Here is a 26,361-nt window from a genome sequence, read left to right as displayed (position 1 = left end):
TTGCCCCATCCGGAGAAGACTGAAAAGCGGCGTGGTTCAGAGGTAGTGATCCGTGTTTTCAGCTGGTTGGCTATAAAGTCGATCGACAAGAGGACGATCGATGGGTTGCCAGTTTTCTATAATGGCGAGAGCGGCGGGAAAGATGCAGATAAGGTTGCCGCCGCGCTGCGGTTGATTCAGAAATTTGACCCTGTTCGATACAGCCGTCTGGTCCGCGATCTCAAACGGATCTGGATTACAATCAATCCAGGTGCCGCTGCGCAATTTGTGAAATCGACTTCGACTTGCGAGCTCGATCGGCGATTTGTTCTAGGCGAGCACACGCTGAGCGACCAGATCGCCAGCGCGATAGTGCATGAGGCGACGCATGCGCGTCTCCATCAGCGAGGCATTGGCTATGAGGAGGAATTGCGCTACCGGGTGGAGTGGGTTTGCATGAGACGTGAACTGGCTTTTGCGGCGAAACTGCCGGACGGGGCGAGTATTCGTCAATGGGTCGAAGCTCGACAAACGGAACCCTCGGATTTTTCCAATGTAGCGATGAATGGTCGGCAAATTGATAGCGCGCGTGATGCCTTGCTCCATCTCAATGCTCCAGGTTGGCTGGCAGACTTGATCGTCTTTTTCGCCCGGCGGCGATATCAGAGGCGTATCAGGCGACAAGAAGCTGAAGCGCATTTCGACAAGCGAAAATGATGCTCCGTTTCGCTTGTGGGATTCGCTTCCGCCCAGAGCGGCGATGCCGCCCCCTGCACAAGCGTCCGCAATTTCAGGCCGAGCAGCAAGGATGGGGCTCGCGGGCAACCGTTTCGCTGCTTCTTTCATGCCCACTGCCTGACGGGCTTGCTTCACTTGACGGAGTTGCTTCCGCATAGGCTGCAAACTGGCGTTCAAGCGCCTTGACTGCACTGCTGCGCCAGCCCTCCGCCAGGGATTCCGACATGGGATCGGGGAAGATTTCCTCTTCGCCGTTCTCCACGCCGTCCAGGATCGCTCGTGCGACAGACTCCGGAGAGGCTTTCGCGATGTCCAGGCCCCGTGTCATGTCCGTGTCCACCGGGCCGGGAAGGACCCTGTGGACGCTGACACCCCGTCCGGCCAAAAGGGTGCGCAACGACTGCGACAGCGAGAACGAGGCCGCCTTCGAGATGGAGTAAGCCGGACTGAACGGCACGGCGGCAATCGAGGCCAGCGACAGAATGTTGACGATGGCTCCCCGCGACCGGGCGAGCAACGGCAGCAGAGCCTGGGTAACGTCGTACGAGCCGAAGAGGTTTACGGCGAGCTGTTGTTCGAGCACACGACGGTCGCTGAGGTCATCGATGGGCGATACGCCGGCGTTGCTGATGAGGATATCGAGAGCATCGATCTTCTCGACGGCCTCCCGGATCTGCGCAGCGTTGGTCACATCCATGGTCAGGGGCGTCACACGCCGGTCCGGATGAGCCATCGGTTTGCGGGTTGCGGCATAGACGCGCTTTACGCCTCTGCTCAGGGCTTCCTCGACCAGTGCCCGACCGATGCCCCGATTGGCTCCAGTCACCAGGATGGTTGTACCTTCGATCTTCATTGCGTCTCTCCTAATGCTTATCGTTGTGTTCGAGCGTTGGCGCGCCGCAACTCAGGTTGGCTACAGTCGCCGTTGTCGATACGACTGGTTGGTGAGATGGACTTAGCGCCGGGCATCGAAGCCATGGGAGTGACAAGTGTGACGGGATTCCGATGGACTCGCTGATCACGGCCGCGGCGCATGCGCTTGCGACGGGCGATCCGCTCGGCGCCTTGAAGCGGGTTGCGCTGCGCGACGATGCGCCGGCGCTGGCGTTGCGCGGTATCGCGATGGCGCAGCTTGGCGACCTGGTTCGGGCGAAGGTTCTTCTCAAGAGGGCGGCGCGCGCATTCAGCCCAAGGGAGGCCGTGGCCCGCGCGCGGTGTATCGTCGCCGAGGCCGAGATCGCGCTCGTCTCGCGCGACCTTACCTGGCCGGCCAAGGCACTCGACGCCGCACGGGCGACGCTCGAAAAGCATGGCGACCGCGTCAACGCCGCGCATGCGCGCAACCTCGACGTTCGGCGCCTGCTGCTGATCGGCCATCTCGACGAAGCCGAGCGCAGGCTGGACGGCTTCGATCCGTCGCCGCTGCCGCCGGCATCGCGGGCCGCCCACGAGCTGGCTGTCGCCGGCATCGCCATCCGCCGCTTGCGGACCGGCCCTGCGCGCGCCGCGCTCGGGCTGGCGGCGCGGGCGGCGCGCGCGGCGGGCATCCCCGCGCTGATCGCGGAGGTGGAGAGCGCATCGCTGGTGCTGGACACGCCGGCCGCGCGCCTTGTCGCGCGTGGCGGGGAACGGCCCCTCCTGCTCGATGAAGTCGAAGCGCTCCTGGCGTCGGGGGCGCTCGTGGTGGATGCATGCCGCAATGTCGTGCGTGTCGCAGACACCGTCGTCTCGCTGGCGACCCGCCCGGTGCTGTTCGCGCTGGCCCGCGCGCTGGCCGAAGCCTGGCCGGGGGACGTGGCAAGAGCGACGCTCATTGCGCGCGCTTTCCGCGGAAAGGACGCGGACGAATCACATCGCGCACGATTGCGCGTCGAAGTCGGGCGGCTTCGCGCGGAGCTTCGGAGCTTGGCGGATGTGAGCGCGACGAAGCGGGGCTTTGCGCTGGCCCCGCGCCGCGCAGGTGAGGTCGTCGTGCTGGCGCCACCCGTCGAAGAAGAGCATGCCGCCGTGCTCGCCTTCCTCGCGGACGGCGAGTCTTGGTCGAGTTCGGCCCTGTCGATTGCGCTTGGAGCCAGTTCGCGTACCGTGCAGCGAGCGCTCGAGCAGCTCGCCCAGGCCGGCAAGGTGCAGTCGTTCGGCCGCGGACGGGCGCGTCGCTGGATAACCCCGCCGCTGACGGGTTTCCCGACAATCTTGTTACTCCCCGGCCCACTGCCGGGCTACTAGGATGGAATCATGGAACGATCCGCAGCCGAAATCCTTCGAGAATATGGACCCTTTCCGGGTGTCGACCACGTGGACGGCGTTACCTTCGACGGTGAGCATGTCTGGTTTGCCTCAGGCGACAGATTGAACGCCTTCGATCCGGCGAGCGGCAAAGTGGTGCGCTCGATCGACGTCGCGGCACACGCCGGAACGGCCTTCGACGGCCAGCACCTCTATCAGATCGCCGAGGATCGTATCCAGAAGATCGATCCGAAGAATGGCCAGGTGCTGGCGACGATCCCGGCGCCCGGCAATGGCGGTGATTCCGGGCTCGCCTGGGCCGAAGGAACACTCTGGGTCGGCCAGCATCGGGGCCGAAAGATTCATCAGGTCGATCCCGAGACAGGGGCAATCCTTCGCACCATCGTTTCCAACCGCGTCGTCACCGGCGTCAGCTGGGTCGACGGCGAGCTGTGGCATGGCACCTGGGAGGGTGAGGAGAGCGATGTCAGACGGATCGATCCTGAAACGGGAAAGGTCCTTGAGAAGCTCGATATGCCGCCGGGAACAGGCGTGTCGGGGCTCGAATCCGATGGCGGCGACCAGTTTTTCTGTGGCGGCGGAAACAGCGGCAAGATCAGAGCTGTTCGCCGGCCCAAACGAGGCTCGGCGACCAGGATCTGAGTTTTTGCCGTCCGTAGCCGTTTGACCATTCGAGCTAACTGGTTTTTGCGGTTTTTAGCCCGGTGGTCCGAACCAGGTGTTCATCGCGTCTTGAAGACCATCCTGCGTCCTGTCGCCTACCCAAGCAACATATCCGTCGGGTCGGATTAAAACTGCGGTTGGAGCGGAGACCAAACCTAGCGCAGGCAACTCCCATGGATCGTCGCATTTGGCGTAAACCAACTTAATGCGGTCTGACCACGGCTTGATGTCGAGGCTGCCCGGCGCGTCGAGATTCAAGAGCACTGGCCGCGCATTTTGGAGGAGCGCAAATACGCGCATGGGACCATCAGGCGTGGCCAGGTCGAGGTCGGGCATGCGGCGGCCGACCAGCGGATGCGCCTGGCCGAGGTCGTAATGGATACCAAGTCCGGACATCTCGGCAGCGATCCGTTTGCGAGGCTCCTCCATCCTAAGGAGCTCTGATACGATTTCACGCAAGGCTTCAGTGCGATCATCAGTACGTTGCAATGCGACCTGTGCCATTGTCGTACGCAACACGCGGGCCGCAACCGGATGCCGCTCGATGTGATAAGTGTCGAGCAAGCGTTCAGGCGATGTTCCTTTCACCACTTGGGCCAACTTCCAACCGAGGTTCACCGCATCCTGCACACCGATATTGAGGCCTTGTCCGCCCACCGGGGAATGCACATGGGCGGCATCGCCCGCTAGGAGAACCCGGCCCTTGCGGTAAGCCGCCGCCTGCCGCGACATGTCCGTGAACCTGGAAATCCAGGTTGGGCTATGGATTCCGTAATCTGTTCCGCATGCGGCGACGAGCGCTTCGCGGAGATCGCGCAGCGTGGGTTCGGTCGTGGCGCCGACATTCTTTTCAGTGACCATGACGCCTATGGGACCTTTACCGGCAAAGACGACCTTGCCGTCACGAATTTCGTACTCTTCCCTGCCGAAGGCATGGATGCCAAGTGCGGTGCGATGAATGCCCAGTGGCGGCTCCTCCGCCATCTCGGCCTCGGCGAGGATGCTGCTGGTCGTCGCATCCCATCCTCGAAACTCAATGCCAGCAGCTTTGCGGACCAGACTGCGGCCTCCATCACACCCGACGAGATAGCTTGCCCGCAGCGACGCACCATCGGACAGTTCGATGGTGACGCCGGCGTCGTCCTGCACGAAACACGTCAATTCACGGGCGCGATAGATCGGCACTGCCAGCTCGCTGACCCATCCAGCGAGAATGCGCTCAATGTGTTTCTGTCTCAGCGCCAGCCCGTAGTTGTGGCGGGTCGGAAAATCGCTGATGTCTAAACGCATCGCCGCGAATCCCGTGACTTGGGCTATTTGTCCTTCGGCGAGGAACCGGTCCGCGATGCCGCGCTGATCGAAAACTTCGAGAGTGCGTGAGCTCAGACCTCCAGCACGCGAACCGGCAAGCTCTTGATTCGGGCGGCGTTCGACAATGGCTACTTCGATGCCTGCCAACGCCAACTCGCCTGCCAGGGTTAGGCCCGTCGGACCTCCTCCGGCAATCACGACTGCATGTTCTGTCATCGGCAAATTCCCCTGGCAGTTACGACTCCCAATCAATGATCGCAGAGTCCCAGTGGTTACCGTTTGGGTTAGTTCAGGCTCGCTATCAGTTTTTCGAGCAGGCGAGCCAGCATGATCTGCTCCGGGCGTATCAGGCCGGAAAGTATCTGGTGCTCGTTGGCGACGTGAGCAGTAACCGCCTCGTCAATCAACGCCAGACCCTTTTTAGTCAGCTGCACGACAATGCCGCGGCGATCGTCGGGGTGCGGCCCGCGCTTGATCAGGCCGGATTTCTCGAGCCGATCGAGGCGGTTGGTCATCGCGCCCGACGTCACCATCGTCGCCTCGTAGAGAGCCGTCGGCGTCAGCGCGTATGGCGGCCCGGAACGACGCAGCGTCGCCAGCACATCGAATTCTCCGGATTGCAGCCCGTAACTTGCAAACAGCGGCGCCAGCCGCTCTCGTGCGATCAGCGAGGCGGCCTCGTTCAACCGTCCGAGCACGGCCATCGGCGAGACATCGAGATCCGGCCGTTCCTTTTTCCATTGCCCGATCGCTTTTGCTGCGCGATCCATGTCTCTCACCGTTATGTATCTTGACGTGAAGAATCTTTACCTTATCTTACCTCAGCTTCTGGTGTAGGCCAAGGGCCGCGAACGGGCGACGGGACGGTGCGATGAAATTTCTCTGGGACTCGGCGCTTGGCCTTCTGGTCGTCACCGGTGGACTGCTCGGCCTGACGCTGCCGTTCGGCAAGATCGCGACGGCGGCCGGCGTGGCCGCCATGGTCTGGGCCTTCGTCATCTCGCTTGGTGCCGGCGGCGTGCTTTTGTGCGCATTGCTGCTCAACGGGAAGCGCATGCGGCTTACGCCGCACAGGCTGCGCTATTTCTTCGTCACCGCGGCCGTCTCATATGCAATCCCCAATCTGCTGATGTTTTCAGCCATTCCGCATCTGGGCGCCGGCTACAGCGGCATCATGTTCACGCTGTCGCCGGTCGTCACGCTGGTGTTCTCGATGCTGCTCGGCGTCAGGCGCCCGACCATGCTGGGCATCGTCGGCATAGTCGTCGGTTTCGTCGGCGCAGTCATGGTGGCGGTGACGCGCGGCGAAGCGGGCCAGCCGGCCGAATTTTTCTGGGTTGCGATGGGCCTGCTGATCCCGGTCAGCCTCGCCGCCGGCAACATTTACCGTACCGTCGACTGGCCCGAAGGCACCGGCCCGATCGAGCTCGCCGTCGGCAGCCATCTGGCAGCAGCCTTGATGCTGTTTGCCGGCATTCTGGTCCTGCTTGGCGGCAATGCATTCGGCTCGCTCGGCGGCGTGCCGCTGGTCGCCGCGGCACAGGTGGCATCAGCCTCGGCGATGTTCGCCTTCTTCTTCCGCCTGCAAGCGGTCGGCGGCCCGGTCTATCTCAGCCAGATCGGCTACGTCGCGGCGGCGGTCGGGCTGTTTGCCGGGACACTCTTCCTCGGCGAGCGCTATCAACTGCTGACCTGGGCCGGTGCCGTCATCATCACCGCCGGCGTGTTCATCACCACCAAGGCGCAAAGCCAGAGGCCATAGGGGCCAGAAGGCGCAAGCTTCAGACGGATGCCTTCTCCGCCAGCACCATGTAGTTGACGTCCATGTCCTTCGAGCGCTGCCAGCGGTCGGCGAGCGGGTTGTAGGTGACGCCGGTGCGGTCGACGACGGTCAGGCCGGCGCCGGCAAGCGCCTTTTCCAGTTCCTCGGGGCGCACCAGCTTGCCGAACTGGTGGGTGCCGCGTGGCAGCCAACGCAGCACATATTCGGCGCCGATGATGGCCAGGCCCAGGGCCTTCAGCGTGCGGTTGATGGTGGCGACGAACATGATGCCGCCGGGCTTGACCATCTCGCCGCATTTGGCCAGGAACAGATCGACATTGGCGACATGCTCGACCACTTCCATGTTGAGGATGACGTCGAATTTTTCGCCGGCATCGGCAAGGTCTTCCGCGGTCGTGGCGCGATAATCCACGCTCACGCCGACTTCCGCCGCATGCAGCTTGGCCACTTCGATGTTGGTGGCGGAGGCATCGGCGCCGACCACTTCGGCGCCAAGCCGCGCCATCGGCTCGCACAAAAGCCCGCCGCCGCAGCCGATGTCAAGGAAGCGCAGGCCTTCGAACGGCCGTGCCGCACGCGGATCGCGGCCGAAGCGGGCCGCCACCTGGTCGCGGATATAGGCAAGCCGGATCGGGTTGAACTTGTGCAACGGGCGGAACTTGCCGTTCGGGTTCCACCATTCGGCGGCAAGGGCGGAAAAGCGTTCCACCTCTCCGGCATCGATCGTCGATCGTCGGGGCTCTGGCATGGCGTGGTCTCCTCGGACGCTAGGAAGTCGGGCGCGAGGCTGCGAATGTCAAGGCGCGAAATTCACCGCCGCGGTGCAATGGGCGCGATGCCTTCCGGCGCCGCCTTTTGCCGGCTGCGTTTGTGTCAGCACGTGTCAGTTGATGGTGTGCCGGAAGGAAACGCCTAGGCTTTGGCGGACGAAGCAGAGACATCGGGTTCGGAGGAGTGCGCAATGATGCGAGCGGTTGCTTCCATTCTTTGGCGCCGGCTTGACCAGGAAGGCCACGACGCTTGCCTTCTGTCGGAAGCGAGTTCCAGGTGGAACCTCAGGGGACAGGCGCTTTTCGTCCAGGACGGCGAGCCGTGCAGCATCGCCTACGAGGCGGACTGCGACGCCGATTGGCATACACGATCGGCGCGCGCCGACGGCTTTCTCGGCACGCAAGAGCTGCATTACAGGATCGACCGGCTGACCGAGCGCCAATGGACGCTGAACGGCGAGCATCAAGCGGAAGTCGACGGTCTCATCGATGTCGATCTCGGCTTCACGCCCGCCACAAACCTTTTGGCGCTTCGCCGTTTTGCCCTCGATGTCGGTATGGCGACGCCCGCGCCGGCAGCCTATCTGACATTTCCCGAACTCAGGCTCGTTCGCCTCGAGCAAACCTATCAGCGCGTCGATGCTGCACATTACGCCTATGCCGCCCCGATGTTCGGCTACCACGAGACACTGGAGGTCTCGCCGCTCGGTTTCGTCCTCGATTATCCGCGCCTGTGGCAGGCCATCGTGCGGACGGGCTGAACCGCCCGCGTTGGGAGTGCAGCTGGCCGGTGTGGCTTAACGGCAAATTTACGATATTGGCGGTTTCTTAACGTTGGGTCAGTGTTTGGCATTTAGATTGCTGTCCGAGTAGGGGCAGCCTGGTGCGCATAAGAACCCAGATAGTCGCGACATTGTTCAGCGCCGTGGCCTTGATCGGCCTGGTCGGCGGCGTTGCGATCGTCTCGCAGATATCGCTGACCAAATCCGTGGCGCTGGCCGAGGCGACAAGCGTCGCACGGCAGTTGACCGAAACTATTGCCTTCAGGGCATCGGACGCGCCGCGTTCATTATTCGAGAGACCCGATGCGCTCCGCGAATTCGTGACTTTGCAGCACGGCCGCTCGAAACGCGATCTCGTCATCGTAGACAAAAACAAGGTTATTTTCGCCGACGTTCCGGGAGAAGAGCAAAATATCGGCACGACGTTCGACTACGATCCCGGCAATGAAATCGCCCGGACGATTGACGACGGCGTGCCGCGCAACTTCGTCGAGGCCAGTGCCGACGTGGCCGATCCGATTGACCTGGTTGCGGTGCCGATCGAGGATGCACCCGGCAAGATCGTCGGCGCCGTCCTGTTCGAGTATACGCCGCTGCTGCGTGCCGCACAGCAGCGCACGAACGATATGCTGTGGCTTGTGGGCCTGTGTACCGCGGGAGCCGTGCTGATCGCGGCGGCCTCCGCCTTCCTGTTGTTGCGAGGCTTCAGTAAAGGCCTTGCTGGTCTCAACCGCGGCATCGAATCGCTGGCGCGCGGCGACGCCGGGGCCCGTATCGGCCGCACCTCCGATGACGAGTTCGGACAGTTGGCGCAAGGGTTCGACACTATGGCCTCCGAAATCGAAGCCTCGCGCGCTCAACTTGTCGATCAGAAGGCCTACATCGAAGACATCGTCCAGACCGTTGCCGAAGGCATCGCCGTCATCGACGGCAAGGGTCAGGTCGTGTCCGTCAATCCGGCGGCAGCCGAGATCATCGGGCGGCGCAGCGACAAGGTCGTGGGGCAGGACTGGCAGTCGGCCCTGGATATCAGGGGGCCGTCGGGAGACAAGCCCGCGTCGGGAACATCTCCGGTCGAACTGGCCATGACCACCGGCCGCCGCCACCAGAATGAGGTGAGGCTGGCAAAGCCGGATGGGACCTCCTTGCCCGTGGTCGTCAGCTGCAATCCGCTCAACCGCGCCGATGGCGGCATCGTGCTGACGCTCAGCGACATCAGCGACCTGCGCAGTGCCGAGCGGGCGGTGCACGATCGTGCCGAAGAACTGGCGAGGCTCAATCGTGAACTGAAAGAGACATCGGAGGCCACGACCCGCCTGGTCAAGCTCGGCGAACTGCTTCAGGCCTGCGTCACTTTTCACGAGGCATTTTCCGTCGTCGGCTCCGCCATGCCTGATTTCTTCGGCGGATTGAGCGGAACCGTTCATCTGACCAGTGCGTCGCGCAACCTGGTGGAGGAGATGGCGCATTGGGGCACCATCCGGTCGAGCGTCGGCCAGTTCGGACCGGAAGATTGTTGGGCGCTGCGGCGCGGCCAGGAGCACGTCGCCGGTCCAGGCATGCTGACGCCGCGCTGCAACCACATCACCGAAAATGGCGGTCGCGGCTATGTCTGCATGCCTCTAGCAGCGCAGGGAGAGACGCTCGGCATCCTGCATCTGTGCGAGCCGGACGCCGCCGCCAAACCGGAATGGCTGGCCGAACGGCAGCAGATACTGCGTGGCGTCGTCGATACGCTGGCGTTGGCGCTTGCCAATCTGCGCCTGCGCGAGACGTTGCGGCAGCAGTCGATCCGGGATCCCAACACCGGGCTCTACAATCGCCGCTACCTTGAGGAGACCAGCAGCCGCGAGTTGAGGCGCCTGGAACGTGCCGAACAGCCGCTGACGTTGATCATGCTCGACGTCGATCATTTCAAGCAGTTCAACGATACATTCGGCCATGAAGCTGGGGATCTCGTCCTCAAGCAGGTGGCCGCCACGCTGGTCGACCATGTCAGGGAAAGCGACGTGGTTTCGCGCTACGGCGGCGAGGAATTTGCCTTGATGATGCCGGGAACGTCACTGGCCGATGGCGCCGATCGCGCCGAAGCTCTGCGAAAGGCGATCAAGCAGCTGCATGTCACGCACCGCGGCCGCACGCTCGGCACCATCACCGCGTCGTTCGGGGTCGCCGCCTTCCCGGAGCTCGGCGCCTCATGGGCGGAGATCGTCAATGCCGCGGATCGCGCTTTGTATCAGGCAAAGGCTGAGGGCCGTGACCGCGTCATCGCCGGAGCGGGTCTCGCCCGTGTCGAGCAGCAAAAGCCAAAACTCACCAAGAGCGTGGCTTGAAATCTGGTTGATGGACGGGGCAAGGCGACGGAATCCTCACCGCCTTGCGAAACCGCTATCATTTGGCTAAGGAGGCCGCGCATTGAGCGCCCGGCCACAGCTTGGCGCATTTTTCCGCTTTTCGGCCTTCGGTCCGGCATCCAGTCAAAGGCATTTCGCTTCTATGGCGCGCATCGTGATGAAATTCGGCGGAACCTCCGTCGCCGACATCGCCCGCATCCGCAATGTGGCGCGTCATGTCAAACGCGAGGTCGACGCCGGCCATGAGGTCGCCGTCGTGGTCTCGGCGATGTCCGGCAAGACCAACGAGCTCGTGCAATGGACGCGCGAGGCCTCGCCGATGCACGATGCGCGTGAATATGACGCAGTGGTCGCGTCCGGCGAGCAGGTCACTGCCGGCTTGCTGGCGATCGCGCTGCAGAATATCGGCGTGCATGCCCGCTCCTGGCAAGGCTGGCAGATCCCGATCAAGACCGACAACGCGCATGGCGCGGCGCGCATTCTCGATATCGACGGCGGATTCCTGATCAAGCGCTTCGGCGAAGGCCAGGTGGCGGTGGTCGCCGGTTTCCAAGGCATCGGGCCGGACAACCGGATCGCAACGCTCGGCCGCGGCGGTTCCGATACCAGCGCTGTCGCCATCGCGGCAGCGGTCAAGGCCGACCGCTGCGATATCTACACCGATGTCGACGGGGTCTACACGACCGATCCGCGCATCGAGCCGAAGGCGCGGCGGCTGGCCAAGATTTCCTTCGAGGAAATGCTCGAAATGGCCTCGCTCGGGGCCAAGGTCCTGCAGGTGCGCTCGGTCGAGCTTGCCATGGTGCACAGGGTGCGTACGTTTGTGCGGTCGTCCTTCGACGATCCCGATGCACCCGGAATGGGGGATTTGCTCAATCCGCCGGGAACGCTTATTTGCGACGAGGAAGAGATCGTGGAACAGCAGGTCGTCACCGGAATTGCCTATGCCAAGGACGAAGCGCAGATTTCGCTGCGCCGTGTCGGCGACCGGCCGGGCGTCGCCGCCGGCATTTTCGGGCCGCTGGCCGAGGCCAACATCAACGTCGACATGATCGTCCAGAACATTTCCGAGGACGGCAAGTTCACGGACATGACCTTCACCGTGCCATCCGGCGACGTCGACAAGGCGCTCGCCGTGCTCGAGCGGCTGAAGGCGACGATCGGCTACGACGTGGTGCAGTCGGAAGCCGGCATGTCGAAGGTCTCGGTCATCGGCATCGGCATGCGCAGCCATGCCGGCGTCGCCGCTACCGCCTTCAAGGCGCTGGCCGACCGCGCGATCAACATCCGCGCCATCACGACGTCCGAAATCAAGATTTCGATCCTGATCGACGGTCCCTATACGGAACTAGCAGTTCGCACTTTGCATTCCGTGTACGGTCTGGATAAGCAGTAGCAGGCTGCATCGGCCCGAAAATCGGCGGCAATTTTCGGAAGGCCGGATCGAAAGCCTTGGAGCGGCCTTTATGCGTCCAATTGGACGCACGGCGCTCTAATTGAGTTGTTGCGTTTGTGCCGCTGTGCAGGGCAACCTGCACCGGTTGAAATGCTATTGGAGGAAGAAGCCGCGATGCGTGATTCGGCCAGTGGCCCGCGCGTTTTGCTGAAACGGCTCCGCGAGCTCATGCAAGAGCCGCTGGAGCCGCAGGAGCGGCTTGACCGAATCGTGCGCGATATCGCCTCCAACATGGTTGCCGAGGTCTGCTCGCTCTATGTGCTGCGCGCCGATTCGGTGCTCGAACTCTACGCCACCGAAGGCCTGAACCCGAACGCCGTCCACCTGGCGCAGCTCAGGCTGGGCCAAGGCCTGGTCGGCACGATCGCGGCCTCGGCGCGGCCGCTCAACCTCTCCAACGCGCAGGAGCATCCTGCCTTCGCCTACCTGCCGGAGACAGGGGAAGAGATATACAATTCCTTCCTCGGCGTGCCCGTGCTGCGGGCAGGGCGGACACTCGGCGTCCTAGTCGTGCAGAACAAGACCATGCGCCATTATCGCGACGACGAGGTCGAGGCGCTGGAAACAACGGCGATGGTGATCGCCGAGATGATCGCCACCGGTGATCTGGAGCGGCTGACAAGGCCCGGCCTCGAGCTCGATCTGCGCCGCCCGGTAAGCTTTACCGGCCTATCCTTCAACGAAGGCGTCGGTCTCGGCCATGTGGTGCTGCACGAGCCGCGCATCGTCGTCACCAATCTTTTCAACGAGGACAGCGAGGAAGAGGTCAGGCGGCTCGACGCGTCGCTCGGCTCGCTCAGGCTCTCCATCGACGACATGCTGGAGCGCCGCGACGTCGCCTTCGAGGGCGAGCATCGCCAGGTGCTCGAAGCCTATCGCATGTTCGCCAACGACCGCGGCTGGGTGCGCCGGCTCGAGGAGGCGATCCGCAACGGCCTGACCGCCGAAGCGGCGGTCGAAAAGGTGCAGAGCGACATGCGTGCCCGCATGCTGCACATGACCGATCCATATCTGCGCGAACGGATGAGCGATTTCGACGATCTCGCCAATCGGCTGCTGCGGCAGCTGATGGGGCGCGGACCGGAGGACGTCGCGGCCTCGCTGCCCAAGGACGCCATCATCGTCGCCCGCTCGATGGGTGCTGCGGAGCTGCTCGATTATCCCAGGGACAAGCTGCGCGGGCTGGTGCTGGAGGACGGCGCCGCGACCAGCCATGTTGTCATCGTGGCGCGGGCCATGGGCATACCGGTCGCCGGCCAGATGAAGGGCGCCGTTTCCATGGCGGAAAACGGCGATGCCATCATCGTCGACGGCGAGGAAGGCGCTATCCATCTGCGCCCCCAGCCCGACCTCGAGGCGGCCTATGCCGAGAAAGTGCGCTTCAGGGCGCGGCGGCAGGAGGTCTACCGCGAACTGCGCAAGAAGCCGTCGGTGACCAAGGACGGTGTCCAGGTCGATCTTCTGATGAATGCCGGGCTGGCGGTCGATCTGCCGCAACTGGCCGAAGCGGGTGCGGCCGGCATCGGCCTGTTCCGCACAGAGCTGCAATTCATGGTCGCTTCGACCTTTCCGCGCGCCGAAGCCCAGGAGCGGCTCTATCGTGACGTGCTCGAGGCGGCGCGCGACAAGCCGGTGACGTTCCGCACCATCGATATCGGCGGCGACAAGGTGCTGCCCTATTTCAAGGGCTCGATCCAGGAGGAAAATCCGGCGCTCGGCTGGCGGGCCATCCGCCTGACGCTCGACCGGCCTGGATTGCTGCGCACCCAGATCCGCGCGCTGCTCAAGGCGTGCGGCGGGCGCGAACTGAAGCTGATGCTGCCAATGGTGACGGAACTCGGCGAGATCGCGCAGGCGCGCGAGATCATCGATCGCGAGGTGCGGCATCTGTCGCGCTTTGCCCATCATTTGCCGACCAGCCTGAAGCTTGGGGCGATGCTGGAGGTGCCGTCGTTGCTGTTCCAGCTCGACGAACTGATGAAGGCGGTCGATTTCGTCTCGGTCGGCTCGAACGACCTGTTCCAGTTCGTCATGGCGGTGGACCGTGGCAATACCCAATTGTCCGACCGCTTCGACCCGCTGTCGACGCCGTTCCTGCGTGTTTTGAAGCAAATTGCCGACGCCGGGGCGCGCAACCAGACGCCGGTGACCTTGTGCGGCGAACTGGCCGGCAAGCCGATCTCGGCGATGGCGCTGATCGGCCTTGGCTATCGCTCGATCTCGATGTCGCCGGCATCGATCGGCCCGGTCAAGGCGATGCTGACGGAACTGCCGCTCAGCGAACTGGAAGCGTTCTTCGACGATAATCTGATGGCGCCGGCGCATGGCCTGCCGATGCGGGCGCTGCTGCAAGCCTTTGCCGACGACCGCTCTATACCGCTATAGACTTCGCCATGATCAACCTGCCCCGCGACCGTATGGATCAAGTCGTCAAGCGTTTCGACATGCTCGAAGCGCAGATGTCGGCCGGGCCAGCGCCGGACGCCTATGTCAGGATGGCCTCCGAATATGCCGACATCCAGGAGATGGTGGCAAAGATCAGGGCGCTGCGCGCCGCCGAGCACGAACAGGGCGATCTGGAGGCGATGCTCGCCGACAAGGGCACCGACGCCGAGATGCGGGCCTTGGCCGAGGCCGACCTGCCAGGGGTCAAGCATCACATCGAGGCGCTGCAGAAGGACATCCAAATCCTGCTGTTGCCCAAGGATGCCGCCGACGACAAGAACGCCATCCTCGAGATCCGCGCCGGCACCGGCGGCGACGAGGCGGCGCTTTTCGCCGGCGACCTGTTTCGCATGTACGAGCGCTATGCCGCGGCGCATGGTTGGCGTTTCGAGACGGTGTCGGCCAGCGAGGGTGAGGTCGGCGGCTACAAGGAAATCATCGCCACCGTTTCGGGCAAGGGCGTCTTTGCCCATCTGAAGTTCGAATCCGGCGTGCACCGGGTGCAGCGCGTGCCGACGACCGAGGCGGGCGGACGCATTCATACCTCGGCGGCCACGGTCGCGGTGCTGCCGGAAGCCGAAGAAGTCGACATCGACATCAGGGCCGAAGACATCCGCATCGACACGATGCGCGCCTCGGGTTCCGGCGGCCAGCACGTCAACACCACCGATTCGGCCGTGCGCATCACCCATCTGCCGACCGGCATCATGGTGGTGCAGGCGGAAAAGTCGCAGCACCAGAACCGGGCGAAGGCCATGCAGATCCTGCGCGCCAGGCTCTACGACCTCGAGCGCAGCAAGGCGGACGAGGAACGTTCCGAATCGCGCAAGTCGCAGGTCGGCTCGGGCGACCGCTCGGAACGCATCCGCACCTATAATTTTCCGCAGGGTCGCGTCACCGATCATCGCATCAACCTGACGCTCTACAAGCTCGACCGGGTGATGATGGGCGAACTCGACGAGATCATCGACGCGCTGATCGCCGATCACCAGTCGAAGCTGCTCGCCGATATCGGCATCGATGGCTGACAGCCTGCCCGCCACGCTGGCGCCGCTGCTGCGGGAGGCGCGAAACCGGCTCACCGCAGCCGGGATCGCGGATCCGGCGCTCGATGCCAGGCTGATCGTCGAGCATTTTTCCGGCACCAGTCACACGCAGGCCATCGCCGATCCCGGGCGCGCTGTCGATACGGACGTGACGGCGGTAATCGAAGCCGCCTTGCGGCGGCGCATCGCCGGCGAGCCGGTACACCGGATCCTTGGCTACCGCGAATTCTACGGCTTGCGCCTTTCGCTTTCGCCGCAAACGCTGGAGCCGCGGCCGGATACCGAAACGCTGGTCGAGGCTATACTGCCCTTCGTCAAGGCAATGGCGGCAAGCGAGGGCGACTGCCGCATCCTCGATCTAGGGACCGGTACCGGTGCCATCGCGCTGGCGCTGCTCAGCGCCGTTCCGGCCGCGACCGCCACCGGCGTCGACATTTCGCAGGGGGCGCTGGCCACAGCCATGCGTAATGCCGAGGAATTGGGGCTCGCCGACCGGTTCACGCCGCTCAAATCCGACTGGTTTGAAAAAGTTTCTGGCCGGTACCATGTAATTGTCGCAAACCCTCCCTATATACCCTCAGACGACATTGGAAATCTGCAGGACGAGGTCCGCGGTTTCGATCCACGCCAGGCCCTCGATGGTGGTGTGGACGGTCTGAGCCCCTACAGGAAGATCGCCGCGGGAGCGGCAGCGTATTTGGAAGTCCAAGGCAGGATTGCGGTCGAGATCGGCCATACGCAGCACCAACAGGTTACGGAGATATTCTCCGCGGCCGGGTACCGTTCGGTCGGGGTGTTTCGTGATCTCGGCGGAAACGACAGAGTTCTTGTGTTCGAACGGTGGAAGCCGTGATGCAGTGCGAAAAAAGCGCTTGGCAATACCGGGGAATGCGGCTAGGGTCGCCTTAACCGGATGAGACGAAGCAGGCAGTGCTCTTAGCGATTCGGTTTTCCTTGGAAATAGCTGCCTTCTTGCGCAAACGACGCCCAAGCTTCGTGCGGGAATCGTCCGGCAAGTGAAGTAACCGGAACAGGATGGCACGTGGCGCCAACGCAATTGATGCGGGCGAACGCCGGTGAAGGAACGAAACGGCTGGCTGCATGAGCGCCTCCGTTCGTGAAGAGTTTTTCGAAAATTTCAAAGTGAAGAGAGTCTAATGAGGCCACAACAGCAAAACAGGCGCATGCGCGGTCGCAACAACAATGGCGGCGGCGGCAACAACAATAACAACAACAATCGTAAGGGGCCGAATCCCCTGACGCGTAACTATGAGAGCAACGGCCCGGACGTGAAGATCCGCGGATCGGCTCAGCAGATTGCCGAGAAGTACGCAACCCTTGCCCGTGACGCGCAAAGCTCCGGCGACCGGGTGATGGCGGAAAACTATCTCCAGCATGCAGAGCACTATAACCGCATCATCGCAGCCGCTCAGGCGCAGATGCCGATCCAGAACGCGCAGCAGAATCGCGATGATTTCGACGATGACGGCGACGAGGATCGCGACGAGTTCGACAATGCCGGCAACAACAATGCCAACGAGACGTCGGGTTCGGCGGCCAATCACGGTGCCGGCCCGCAGCCGGTCATCGATGGCACGCCGGCCGAGCTGGCTCTGAACCAGGAAAACAGCCGCGACAATCGGGGCGGCCGCGACAACCGTGACGGCCGCGACAACAATGGCGGACGCCACCGCGACCGTCGCCCCAATGGCGGTTACGGCCAGAACGGCCAGCGCGGCGAGTATGGCGCGCGCGGCGAGCAGGGTGGCCAGCGCGCCGAACAGCCACGGCGCGACGAGACGCCGGCGCAGGCGGAGCCCGTGCCGGCCGCTGAGCCGGTCTTTGTGAGCGAGCCCGCACCGCAATTCGACAACCTTTCGCCGGCGGGTCTCGCCGCCCAGGCCGAGCTCAACGAAGCCGCGGCCGAAAACAGCCCGGCCCGCCGCCCCAGGCGTCCGCGCCGTCCGCGCCTCGATGTCGAACAGGCAAATGGCGGCAACGACAACGCCGGCCCTGACAGTGCCGAGACTGGCAGTGCCGAGACAAGCAGTGCCGAGACAAGCAGTGCCGAGACAAGCAATGCCGAGACTGGCAATACCGACGCTGGCAATGTCGATGCAGGGCCGGCTGAAGGCCCCGGCGGTCAAGCTGTGATCGCAGACGTCGAGAATTGATCGAAGAAACGTTCAGGCGATCTTAGCGCATCCTTTACCCTAGGCGGCGGAGAGAAATCTCCGCCGTTTTTGCTTTGCGCGCTCGGAATATTATGCGTTCGCCAGTGTCGAGGCGTCTTGAGGGTCCGTGGTTTGCGTCCCATATCTTGCGTGAACAGGATCCGGCTCGAACGGGCGGGTCCGTCACCGCAATCTGATCCGGTGCCGCGAAGCGGGCCGGTGAGGGAAGGAGACAGGCATGAATCTTGAAAAATATTCCGAGCGCGTGCGCGGCTTTATCCAGTCCGCGCAAACCATGGCGCTTTCCCGCAATCACCAGCAATTCACCCCCGAGCATATCCTCAAGGTCCTTGTCGATGACGACGAGGGCCTGGCTGCGTCGCTGATCGAGCGCGCCGGCGGCAATGTACGTGACGTCAAGCTCGGCGTCGAAACGGCACTGGAGGCAATGCCCAAGGTCGAGGGCGGCAATGGCCAGCTCTATCTTGCGCAGCCGCTGGCAAAGGTGTTTTCGACCGCCGAGGAACTGGCCAAGAAGGCCAGTGACAGCTTCGTTACCGTCGAACGGCTATTGCAGGCGCTGGCCATGGAAAAATCGGCCAAGACCGCCGACATCCTGTCCAAGGCGGGCGTCACGCCGCAGGCGCTGAACCAGGTCATCAACGACGTACGCAAAGGTCGCACTGCCGATTCGGCGAGCGCCGAGCAGGGCTACGACGCGCTGAAGAAATACGCGCGCGACCTGACGGCGGACGCCCGCGCGGGCAAGCTCGATCCGGTCATCGGCCGCGACGACGAAATCCGCCGCACCATCCAGGTGCTGTCGCGCCGCACCAAGAACAACCCAGTGCTGATCGGCGAACCGGGCGTCGGCAAGACGGCGATCGCCGAAGGGCTGGCGCTGCGCATCGTCAATGGCGATGTGCCGGAATCGCTCAAGGACAAGCAGCTGATGGCGCTCGACATGGGGTCGCTGATCGCCGGCGCCAAATACCGCGGCGAGTTCGAGGAGCGGCTGAAGGCGGTGCTTTCCGAAGTCACGTCTGCCGCCGGCGGCATCATTCTGTTCATCGACGAGATGCACACGCTTGTCGGTGCCGGCAAGGCGGATGGCGCCATGGACGCGTCGAACCTGCTGAAGCCGGCGCTCGCCCGCGGCGAATTGCATTGTGTCGGCGCAACCACGCTCGACGAATACCGCAAGCATGTCGAGAAGGATGCGGCCCTTGCCCGCCGCTTCCAGCCGGTGTTCGTCAATGAGCCGACGGTCGAAGACACTGTCTCGATCCTGCGCGGCCTGAAAGAGAAATACGAGCAGCACCACAAGGTGCGCATCTCGGATTCGGCACTGGTCGCGGCCGCAACCCTGTCCAACCGCTACATCGCTGACCGCTTCCTGCCGGACAAGGCGATCGACCTGGTCGACGAGGCCGCGTCGCGGCTCCGCATGCAGGTCGATTCGAAGCCCGAGGCGCTGGACGAGATCGACCGCCGCATCATGCAGCTCAAGATCGAGCGCGAGGCGCTGAAGGTCGAGAAGGACGATGCCTCGAAGGACCGGCTCGCGCGGCTCGAGAAGGAACTCTCGAACCTCGAGGAGGAATCGACCGAGCTGACCTCGAAATGGCAGGCCGAGAAGCAGAAGCTCGGGCTTGCCGCCGACCTCAAGAAACAGCTCGACGAGGCGCGCAACGAACTTGCCATCGCCCAGCGCCAAGGTGAATTCCAGCGCGCCGGCGAACTTGCTTACGGCAAGATCCCGGAACTCGAAAAGCAGCTGAAGCAGGCCGAAGCCAGGGATGGCAAGGCCGGCATGGTCGAAGAAGTGGTCGGCCCCGATCACGTCGCCCATATCGTCTCGCGCTGGACGGGGATCCCGGTCGACAAGATGCTGGAAGGCGAGCGCGACAAGCTGTTGCGCATGGAAGACGAGGTCGGCAAGCGCGTCGTCGGCCAGGGCGAGGCGGTGCAGGCAGTGTCGAAAGCGGTGCGCCGGGCCCGCGCGGGTCTGCAGGACCCGAACCGGCCGCTCGGCTCGTTCATGTTCCTCGGGCCGACGGGCGTCGGCAAGACCGAATTGACCAAGGCGCTGGCCAGCTTCCTGTTCGACGACGAGAGCGCCATGGTGCGCATCGACATGTCGGAGTTCATGGAGAAGCACTCGGTCGCCCGGCTGATCGGCGCGCCTCCCGGCTATGTCGGCTATGAGGAAGGCGGCGCGCTGACCGAAGCGGTGCGGCGCCGGCCCTATCAGGTCGTGTTGTTCGACGAGATCGAGAAGGCGCATCCTGATGTCTTCAACGTGCTGCTGCAGGTGCTCGACGACGGCCGGCTGACCGACGGGCAGGGCCGCACGGTCGACTTCCGCAACACGCTGATCATCATGACGTCCAATCTCGGCGGCGAATATCTGGTCAATCTCGGCGAGGACCAGGATGTCGACGTCGTGCGCGACGAGGTGATGAATGTCGTCAGGGCTTCGTTCCGGCCGGAATTCCTCAACCGCATCGACGAGGTGATCCTGTTCCACCGGCTGCGCCGCCAGGATATGGGCCAGATCGTCCAAATCCAGCTCAAGCGGCTGGAAAACCTGCTTGTTGACCGCAAGATATCGCTTTCGCTAGATCAGGAGGCGATCGACTGGCTGGCGGCCAAGGGTTACGACCCGGCCTATGGCGCGCGGCCGCTGAAGCGGGTGATGCAGAAGGAATTGCAGGACCCCCTGGCGGAAAAGATCCTGCTCGGCGAGATCCTCGACGGCTCAACTGTCAAGGTCACCGCCGGCTCCGACCGCTTGAACTTCCGCTCGAAGCCCGCGGTCGTGGCAACCGAGGCAGCCGCCTGAGCTCAAGCCAAAAGCCTGTTCCATCCCGATCGAATCGGGATGGAATTCCTATCTTCAATCTCGACCATGATCCTTTCCGAAAAACCGGCATACCCTTTTGTTACGCCGGCCTTCGGTTCATGGTCCAACATCACTGGCGGGGCGCAGATGACGCTGGACGACTATAACAGCTTCTGCGCCTCGCTGCCTTCGGCGACCCATGTCGTGCAGTGGGGCGGCGCCCATGTCTGGAAGGTCGGCGGCAAGGTCTTCGCGATCGGCGGCTGGAGTGAGGGCAAGGAGCCGTTCGTTACCTTCAAATGCTCCGACATCGCCTATGACGTGCTGAGGGAGCAGCCGGGCCTTCGGCCCGCGCCCTATCTTGCCTCACGCGGCATGAAATGGATCCAGCGCCAGACCGGCGAAAGCATGGATGATGGCGCGCTGAAGGATTACCTGCGCGAAAGCCACCGTCTTGTCGTGCTGAAGCTGACGAAGCAGGCGCGCAAGGAATTGGGACTCGCTGCCGGTTAATCGGTCAGAAATCCGCCATCTTCATGCCCGGTTCATATTGGAACCTTATCGTTGGCCACTGATTTGCTGGCGAAGGGGTTCGCCTACCACATCGGCCCGAAATCGAGTTTTGATTTTCGCAAAGCACGATGCGGAGATTTAAAGCGTTAGAGCGTCCTTTGCGCGTCGAAAAAGACGCGCGGCGCTTTGAAGAGACAATGCCGGCGGCGGCAATTACGGACCGGAGAATTTGGCCATCATGTTGCGCACCATCTTCACCCTTTCAGCGCTTGCTGCCGGGCTGCTGGCGTCGAATGCGATGGCCTCGCCAATAGTGGATACCGCGCCACGGGTGGTTCGTGCCGCCAATGGCGGCGGCATTCTTGTCGCCCAGAACGGCAATCTCGACATCTATTACGACGCCAGGGGAAACCGCGTCATCGTCGATGCGGAGACCGGCAAGGTTATCGCCATCCAGCCGCCGCAGACCAGGCTCGACCGCCGTGCCTTGCGCCGCGAGCGCTTGCGCAACCTCGGACCGGTCGAGGACGACCGCTATTATCTCGACGACCCGCAGGACATGGCGCGCTACCGCCGCAGGCAGTTGGAAGACGAGGGCAGGATCATCGTGCCGCCGGCCGACGACTACGATCTTAATGGCGACAATTCGGTGGAAGCCTTCCCCGAAGCGCCACGGGATGACGGCTACGGCAATGGTTATCCGGAGGCAAAGCCGCGCACCATCGAGCGCCAGCCGCTCAACGAGGCCTCGATCGAGCCGGTCGAGCCGACGGGGCCGAACGAGCAGGCGGCCTTACCGCCAGACACAGCCCCGCCGCCAAGCACTGGCGGCAAGACGGCGGTCGACCCGTCGCTTGCGCTCGGCGCCCGCGAGGACGTGGCGGCACTGCAGGTGCTGCTCGACCGTGCCGGTGCATCGCCCGGCGTCATCGACGGACGCTTCGGCTCGAATGTCGACAAGGCGCTCGCCGCCTATAATGAGATCACCGGCAGCAATCTGAAATCGACCGACGCAATCGGCATCCAGGCGGCCCTGGCGCAATCCGGCGGCGATGCCTTCGCCTCCTATACGATCACGCCCGAGGATGCGGCCGGTCCCTATGTCGCCTCGATACCGGAGGACTACAGCCAAAAGGCCCAGCTCGATCGGATGGGCTACACGTCGGTACCCGAAGCGCTGGCCGAGCGCTTCCATATGGATGAAACCTATCTGAACAAGCTCAATCCGGACGCCAATTTCAATCGTCCGGGCACCATCATCAAGGTCGCCAATTTCGGCAGGCTGGTGGCGACGCCGGTGGCGCGCATCATCGCCGACAAGTCCAATAAGCAGGTCCGCGCCTATGATGCGGCGGGCAAGCTGGTCGCAGCCTATCCGGCGACTATCGGCTCGTCCGACACGCCGTCGCCGTCCGGCACGCATGCGGTGTCGCGTGTCGCATTGGACCCGAACTACACCTACAACCCGAACATCAATTTCAAGCAGGGCGAAAACGACAGGATCCTGACCATCCCGCCGGGGCCGAACGGCCCGGTCGGCTCGGTCTGGATTGCGCTGGACAAGCCGACCTACGGCATCCACGGCACGCCGGATCCGTCCAAGATCGGCAAGACCGAAAGCCATGGCTGCGTGCGGCTGACCAATTGGGACGCGCGCGAGCTTGCCAAGATCGTGACGCCCGGCGTTATCGTGGAGTTCGTCGACTAAAGCGCAACGCCCGCGCCCGGATCACCCGATGACCTTGCGCAGCAGTGGCGCGCGCGGCGCTGCGGCATAGATCAGCTGCACCACCAGGATGAAGCCGACGCTGAGCAACGGGCTGATCAGGCAGAGAGCAGCGCCGACGGCCCACAGGATCTGTGCCTTGACGATGCGCAGATAGACCGTTCGGGTGGTCTCCGCGTCGACACCTTCGGCCAGAAATCCGTTTTTGTCCGCGTAGCGCCAACTGGCGAGCAGCGTCAGTCCGAGCATCAAAAGATTGAACCAGTAGGCGAGCACCGCAGTCCTGAATTCGAGGAAGTCGGCGAGAAGGTCGGTCGAGAACGGCAGCAAGGCGATGAAGCCGAGGAAGCAGAGGTTCAGCGTGGCAAGCCGCCGGTCGGATTTTGCAATCAGCCCGTGTTGCGCCTGCTGGCCGAACCAGAAGATGGTCAGCGTCAGGAAGCTGAGCGCATAGGTCAGGAAGCGCGGCGCCAGTGCTGTGATCGCTGTGATCAACTCGCGTTCGGAATGCACCGTTTCATGCGCCGGCACCCTGATCTCGAGAACGATCAGGGTGAGCGCGATGGCGAACACGCCGTCGGTGATGCCGACGACGCGCCCGCGTCCTTCCGCCGAGGGTTCGAGCGGCCGTTTCATACGGTATTTCCCCCTTGTCTGTAGCGCTGCGAGAAGCTTAGCACGGCACTTGCCGTTTGCACCCTGAGCGGCGTGATCCTGCCTGTGTGGCCGGTTGGGCCTGGTTTCAACGAGAACAGTCTGCTGGCCGGTTGTCGCCGGCGCGCCGGCGATCTAGGTAAGGCGGCATGCACACGCCAACCAAAGTCGGTACCGGCGCCGTTCCCCTGACCGGCTCACTTCCCGCCGATACGTTCTGTCCGCAGGCGCAGCGGCGGTTCGTGCTGATCGCCGCGATCCTGGCTTCTGCGCTCGGCTTCATCGACGGGTCGGTCCTGGCCATTGCGACGCCGGCGATCCGCGTCGACCTCGGCGCCAGCCTCGCCGAGGCACAATGGATTTCCAATGCCTACGCATTGACACTCTCAGCCCTCATTCTCGTCGGCGGCGCCGCCGGCGATCGCTTCGGCCTGCGCCACTCCTTCGTCGCCGGCATCGTCCTGTTCATTGCCGCCTCGCTTGCCTGCGCGCTGGCGCCTAACCCGGCGGTGCTTATTGCGTTTCGGGCTATCCAGGGTGTCGGAGCGGCCATCATGGTGCCGGGCAGCCTGGCCATTATCGCCAAAGCCTATCCGAAAAAGGAACGCGGCCGGGCGATCGGCATCTGGGCCGCAGCATCAGCACTGACGACGGCGCTCGGCCCGGTGCTGGGCGGCTTCGTGCTGTCGGCGTTCGGCGACGGCATCTGGCGGGCGATCTTCGCCATCAATCTGCCGCTCGGCCTTATCTCGGTCTATCTTCTGCTGGCCAAGGTCCCTGCCGACGCGCCGGTGGAAAAGCGCAGCCTCGATCTCGGCGGCGCTGCACTCGCCATATTGGCGTTCGGAGCTCTCGCTTACGGTCTGACCTCGATCAGTGGCGACGGGGAGGGGCTGATGTCCGGCCCGAGTATTGCCGCCGGTGCGGTTTTGCTCGTCGTGTTCATCGTCTTCGAGCGCCGGCGGCGCGAGCCGATGATCGATCTGTCGTTGTTTCGGATCGGCGCGTTCGCGGGCGCCAATGTGGCTACCTTCTTCCTTTATTTTGCGCTGTCGGCCAATCTGTTCTATCTGCCGATGCTCATGATCGCCGGATGGGGGCTGAGCGCGGCCGAGGTCGGTTTCATCTTCTTACCGCTTTCGGCATTGATCGCAGTGTTGTCCGGACCGGTCGGCCAGTGGTCCGACCGCATCGGGCCTCGCTTTCCGATCGCCAGCGGCAGTCTGGTTGTGGCTCTTGCCTTTGCCGGACTTGCCTTGCTGGCCTATTGGGGCATCCACAATTGCTGGATCGGGGTATTCCCGCTGATGGCATTGATGGGGCTCGGCATGGCGCTGGTGGTATCGCCGCTGTCGACCGCCGTCATGACGGCGGTCGAGGACAAGGACACGGGTGCGGCCTCGGGCATCAACAACGCCGTCTCGCGCATCGGCGGCCTGATTGCCGTGGCGGCGATGGGATCGCTGGCGGCCTGGGTCTATGCTGGCGTGCTCGGCACCGCTGCCGGCTCCGGCATTCCGGGTTTCGGCGAACCGCCGCCAGCCGGCCTGGCGCCCGGCCTCGATGCGGCACGACTTGCCGCCAGCGACGCGGCATTCGCCGCCGTTGCCGCGGTGACCGCGGTGCTTTGCCTGCTTTCGGCAATCGCCGCGTGGACGACGGTTTCCGGCGAGCGGCTGCCATGGGCGCGCGACACGGCGAATCAGCACGGCTGACGACGAAAAACGTCGGCTCAGCCTTCGATCTTGGCGCTCGCGACCTTCAACTGATTGCTGTCTTCCTGCTTGAGCAGGTCGTCGATGCGTTCGCGCTCGCGCTTGAAGGCGACGAGGTCGTCGCCCTTCAGCGTCTTGCCGACCGGTAGGCGGACGCGCATCGAATCGACCTTTGTGCCGTTGACGATCAGTTCGTAATGAAGATGCGGACCGGTGGAGAGGCCGGTTGAGCCGAGATAGCCGATAACCTGACCCTGGCGAACGCGAACACCCGGCTCGATGCCTTTGGCAAAGGCGCTCTGGTGATTGTAGGACGTCTCGTAGCCATTGGCGTGACGCAAGATGATCTGCTTGCCATAGCCACCGGCCCAGCCGGCTTTTTCGACGACGCCATTGCCCGCGGCAATGATCGGCGATCCCACGGGAGCTGCCCAGTCGGTGCCGGTATGCATTTTCACATACCCCAAAATGGGGTGGCGCCTGGCACCGAACCCTGACGTAAATCGGCCATTGGGCAACGGATTGCGCAGCAGAAACTGCTCGGCGCTGCTACCATTTTCGTCGAAGTAGTCGGTGCTGCCGTCCTGCATCTGGAAACGGTAGAAATTTCGCGTCGTGCCGCCGAAAGTCGCGGAGACGTAAAGCAGCTCGGATTCGTCAGACGCCTGGTCGTCGCCATCGGGTTGCGAGAACAGCACTTCGATGCGGTCCGTGGGATTGAGGCGCGACTGAAAGTCGACACTGGATGCCAGCAACTTGATCAGTCGTTGCGTCATCGCCTTGGACATGCCGTAGGAATAGGCGGTGCGGTAGATGCCGTCATAGACGTTCGGCAGATTGCCGCGCACTACGGGCGCAGGCGAATCGTCGAACGCCGTCAGCAATTCGGGATTTGGCTCCGGCTCCTGCGCCGGCACGTACTGGTCGTGGTCGTCGAGTGCGATGGTGACGATGTGCTGGGTCCTGTCGTACACGCTGGTGCGAACGATCTTGGCGGCGTCGCCATGGACCTCAAGCCCAACGCGCAGCACGGTTCCTGCCTTGAGGGCCGTCGCATTCAGCAATTTGGCGATCGCCTCGGCCATTCCGGTGGCATCCTCGCCGGTATAGCCCGAATCAGCGAAGGCCTCGGCAATGTCGAGATCCTTGGTGAAGGGGAT

Annotated in this window: 21 protein-coding genes (1 of these 21 only partly in view); 15 read left to right on the top strand and 6 right to left on the bottom strand. The window is 63.3% G+C overall.

The features are described 5' to 3' along the window. Positions 1-696 (top strand): hypothetical protein, encoded by a 696-nt coding sequence (locus NKJ15_RS18185; RefSeq protein WP_352816584.1) that lies wholly within the window; start codon positions 1-3, stop codon positions 694-696. 73 nt (positions 697-769) lie between these two features. Here NKJ15_RS18185 and NKJ15_RS18180 read toward each other — a convergent pair whose 3' ends face one another. Continuing rightward, complete coding sequence (locus tag NKJ15_RS18180) at positions 770-1,570, bottom strand: SDR family NAD(P)-dependent oxidoreductase (RefSeq protein WP_352816581.1); 801 nt, start codon at positions 1,568-1,570, stop codon at positions 770-772. A gap of 152 nt (positions 1,571-1,722) precedes the next feature. Between NKJ15_RS18180 and NKJ15_RS18175 the strand changes: the two genes are divergently transcribed. Further along, a complete protein-coding gene (locus tag NKJ15_RS18175; RefSeq protein WP_352816578.1) occupies positions 1,723-2,943 on the top strand; it encodes a helix-turn-helix domain-containing protein in 1,221 nt (406 codons plus the stop codon). A gap of 9 nt (positions 2,944-2,952) precedes the next feature. Next, complete coding sequence (locus tag NKJ15_RS18170; protein WP_352471321.1) at positions 2,953-3,606, top strand: Vgb family protein; 654 nt, start codon at positions 2,953-2,955, stop codon at positions 3,604-3,606. Positions 3,607-3,660: 54 nt separating this feature from the next. On the opposite strand, the gene NKJ15_RS18165 is transcribed toward NKJ15_RS18170, so the two are convergent. Continuing rightward, positions 3,661-5,154, bottom strand: a complete 1,494-nt coding sequence (locus tag NKJ15_RS18165; RefSeq protein ID WP_352816576.1) for an FAD-dependent monooxygenase — start codon at positions 5,152-5,154, stop codon at positions 3,661-3,663. A gap of 68 nt (positions 5,155-5,222) precedes the next feature. Further along, entirely contained in the window at positions 5,223-5,708 is a 486-nt protein-coding gene (locus NKJ15_RS18160) for a MarR family winged helix-turn-helix transcriptional regulator (protein ID WP_352542481.1), read from the bottom strand. 101 nt (positions 5,709-5,809) lie between these two features. Between NKJ15_RS18160 and NKJ15_RS18155 the strand changes: the two genes are divergently transcribed. Beyond that, positions 5,810-6,700: a DMT family transporter gene (locus NKJ15_RS18155; protein ID WP_352503215.1), complete on the top strand. Its 891-nt coding sequence runs from the start codon at positions 5,810-5,812 to the stop codon at positions 6,698-6,700. A gap of 19 nt (positions 6,701-6,719) precedes the next feature. Here the strand turns inward: NKJ15_RS18155 and ubiG are convergent, their stop codons facing one another. Next, positions 6,720-7,469 (bottom strand): bifunctional 2-polyprenyl-6-hydroxyphenol methylase/3-demethylubiquinol 3-O-methyltransferase UbiG, encoded by a 750-nt coding sequence (gene ubiG / locus NKJ15_RS18150; RefSeq protein ID WP_352453078.1) that lies wholly within the window; start codon positions 7,467-7,469, stop codon positions 6,720-6,722. A gap of 213 nt (positions 7,470-7,682) precedes the next feature. Between ubiG and NKJ15_RS18145 the strand changes: the two genes are divergently transcribed. The 10 genes from NKJ15_RS18145 (at position 7,683) to NKJ15_RS18100 (ending at position 22,814) form a co-directional block, all read left to right on the top strand. Next, positions 7,683-8,252 carry a putative glycolipid-binding domain-containing protein gene (locus NKJ15_RS18145; protein ID WP_352816572.1) on the top strand — a complete coding sequence of 190 codons (570 nt, stop codon included), beginning with the start codon at positions 7,683-7,685 and terminating at the stop codon, positions 8,250-8,252. 122 nt (positions 8,253-8,374) lie between these two features. After that, positions 8,375-10,606, top strand: a complete 2,232-nt coding sequence (locus NKJ15_RS18140; protein WP_352816569.1) for a sensor domain-containing diguanylate cyclase — start codon at positions 8,375-8,377, stop codon at positions 10,604-10,606. A gap of 163 nt (positions 10,607-10,769) precedes the next feature. Continuing rightward, on the top strand, positions 10,770-12,023 hold the full coding sequence (locus NKJ15_RS18135; RefSeq protein WP_352471486.1) for an aspartate kinase: 1,254 nt from the start codon (positions 10,770-10,772) through the stop codon (positions 12,021-12,023). 174 nt (positions 12,024-12,197) lie between these two features. After that, entirely contained in the window at positions 12,198-14,468 is a 2,271-nt protein-coding gene (ptsP, locus tag NKJ15_RS18130; RefSeq protein ID WP_352471315.1) for a phosphoenolpyruvate--protein phosphotransferase, read from the top strand. Positions 14,469-14,476: 8 nt separating this feature from the next. Next, positions 14,477-15,556, top strand: a complete 1,080-nt coding sequence (gene prfA, locus NKJ15_RS18125) for a peptide chain release factor 1 (protein WP_352491802.1) — start codon at positions 14,477-14,479, stop codon at positions 15,554-15,556. After that, positions 15,549-16,427: a peptide chain release factor N(5)-glutamine methyltransferase gene (prmC, locus tag NKJ15_RS18120; protein WP_352816566.1), complete on the top strand. Its 879-nt coding sequence runs from the start codon at positions 15,549-15,551 to the stop codon at positions 16,425-16,427. The genes prfA and prmC overlap by 8 nt, the downstream gene beginning before the upstream one ends. Before the next feature lie 331 nt (positions 16,428-16,758). Beyond that, the gene (locus tag NKJ15_RS18115) at positions 16,759-17,748 is read left to right on the top strand and encodes a DUF4167 domain-containing protein (RefSeq protein WP_352816563.1); all 990 of its coding nucleotides are present in this window, start codon (positions 16,759-16,761) and stop codon (positions 17,746-17,748) included. A 238-nt stretch (positions 17,749-17,986) separates the two neighbouring features. After that, on the top strand, positions 17,987-20,593 hold the full coding sequence (gene clpB, locus NKJ15_RS18110) for an ATP-dependent chaperone ClpB (protein ID WP_352471310.1): 2,607 nt from the start codon (positions 17,987-17,989) through the stop codon (positions 20,591-20,593). Positions 20,594-20,740: 147 nt separating this feature from the next. After that, a complete protein-coding gene (locus tag NKJ15_RS18105; protein WP_352456638.1) occupies positions 20,741-21,106 on the top strand; it encodes an MmcQ/YjbR family DNA-binding protein in 366 nt (121 codons plus the stop codon). 238 nt (positions 21,107-21,344) lie between these two features. Continuing rightward, positions 21,345-22,814, top strand: a complete 1,470-nt coding sequence (locus NKJ15_RS18100; protein ID WP_352816560.1) for a L,D-transpeptidase family protein — start codon at positions 21,345-21,347, stop codon at positions 22,812-22,814. 21 nt (positions 22,815-22,835) lie between these two features. Here the strand turns inward: NKJ15_RS18100 and NKJ15_RS18095 are convergent, their stop codons facing one another. Then, positions 22,836-23,468 carry a TMEM175 family protein gene (locus NKJ15_RS18095; protein ID WP_352471308.1) on the bottom strand — a complete coding sequence of 211 codons (633 nt, stop codon included), beginning with the start codon at positions 23,466-23,468 and terminating at the stop codon, positions 22,836-22,838. A gap of 167 nt (positions 23,469-23,635) precedes the next feature. Here NKJ15_RS18095 and NKJ15_RS18090 point away from each other — a divergent pair, with 167 nt between their 5' ends. Beyond that, on the top strand, positions 23,636-25,201 hold the full coding sequence (locus NKJ15_RS18090; protein WP_352816557.1) for an MFS transporter: 1,566 nt from the start codon (positions 23,636-23,638) through the stop codon (positions 25,199-25,201). A gap of 17 nt (positions 25,202-25,218) precedes the next feature. On the opposite strand, the gene NKJ15_RS18085 is transcribed toward NKJ15_RS18090, so the two are convergent. Beyond that, positions 25,219-26,361, bottom strand: partial view of a M23 family metallopeptidase gene (locus NKJ15_RS18085; RefSeq protein WP_352503226.1) — the 3' portion only. Its footprint extends 816 nt past the window's final position; 1,143 of the gene's 1,959 nt are visible here — the last part of the coding sequence; its start codon lies beyond the right edge, outside the window; its stop codon occupies positions 25,219-25,221.

This window comes from Mesorhizobium sp. M0207 (assembly GCF_040321995.1).
Taxonomy (GTDB): Bacteria; Pseudomonadota; Alphaproteobacteria; order Rhizobiales; family Rhizobiaceae; genus Mesorhizobium.
Note: the sequence above shows the minus strand (reverse complement) of the source record. Positions and strands in the feature narration are given on the sequence as shown.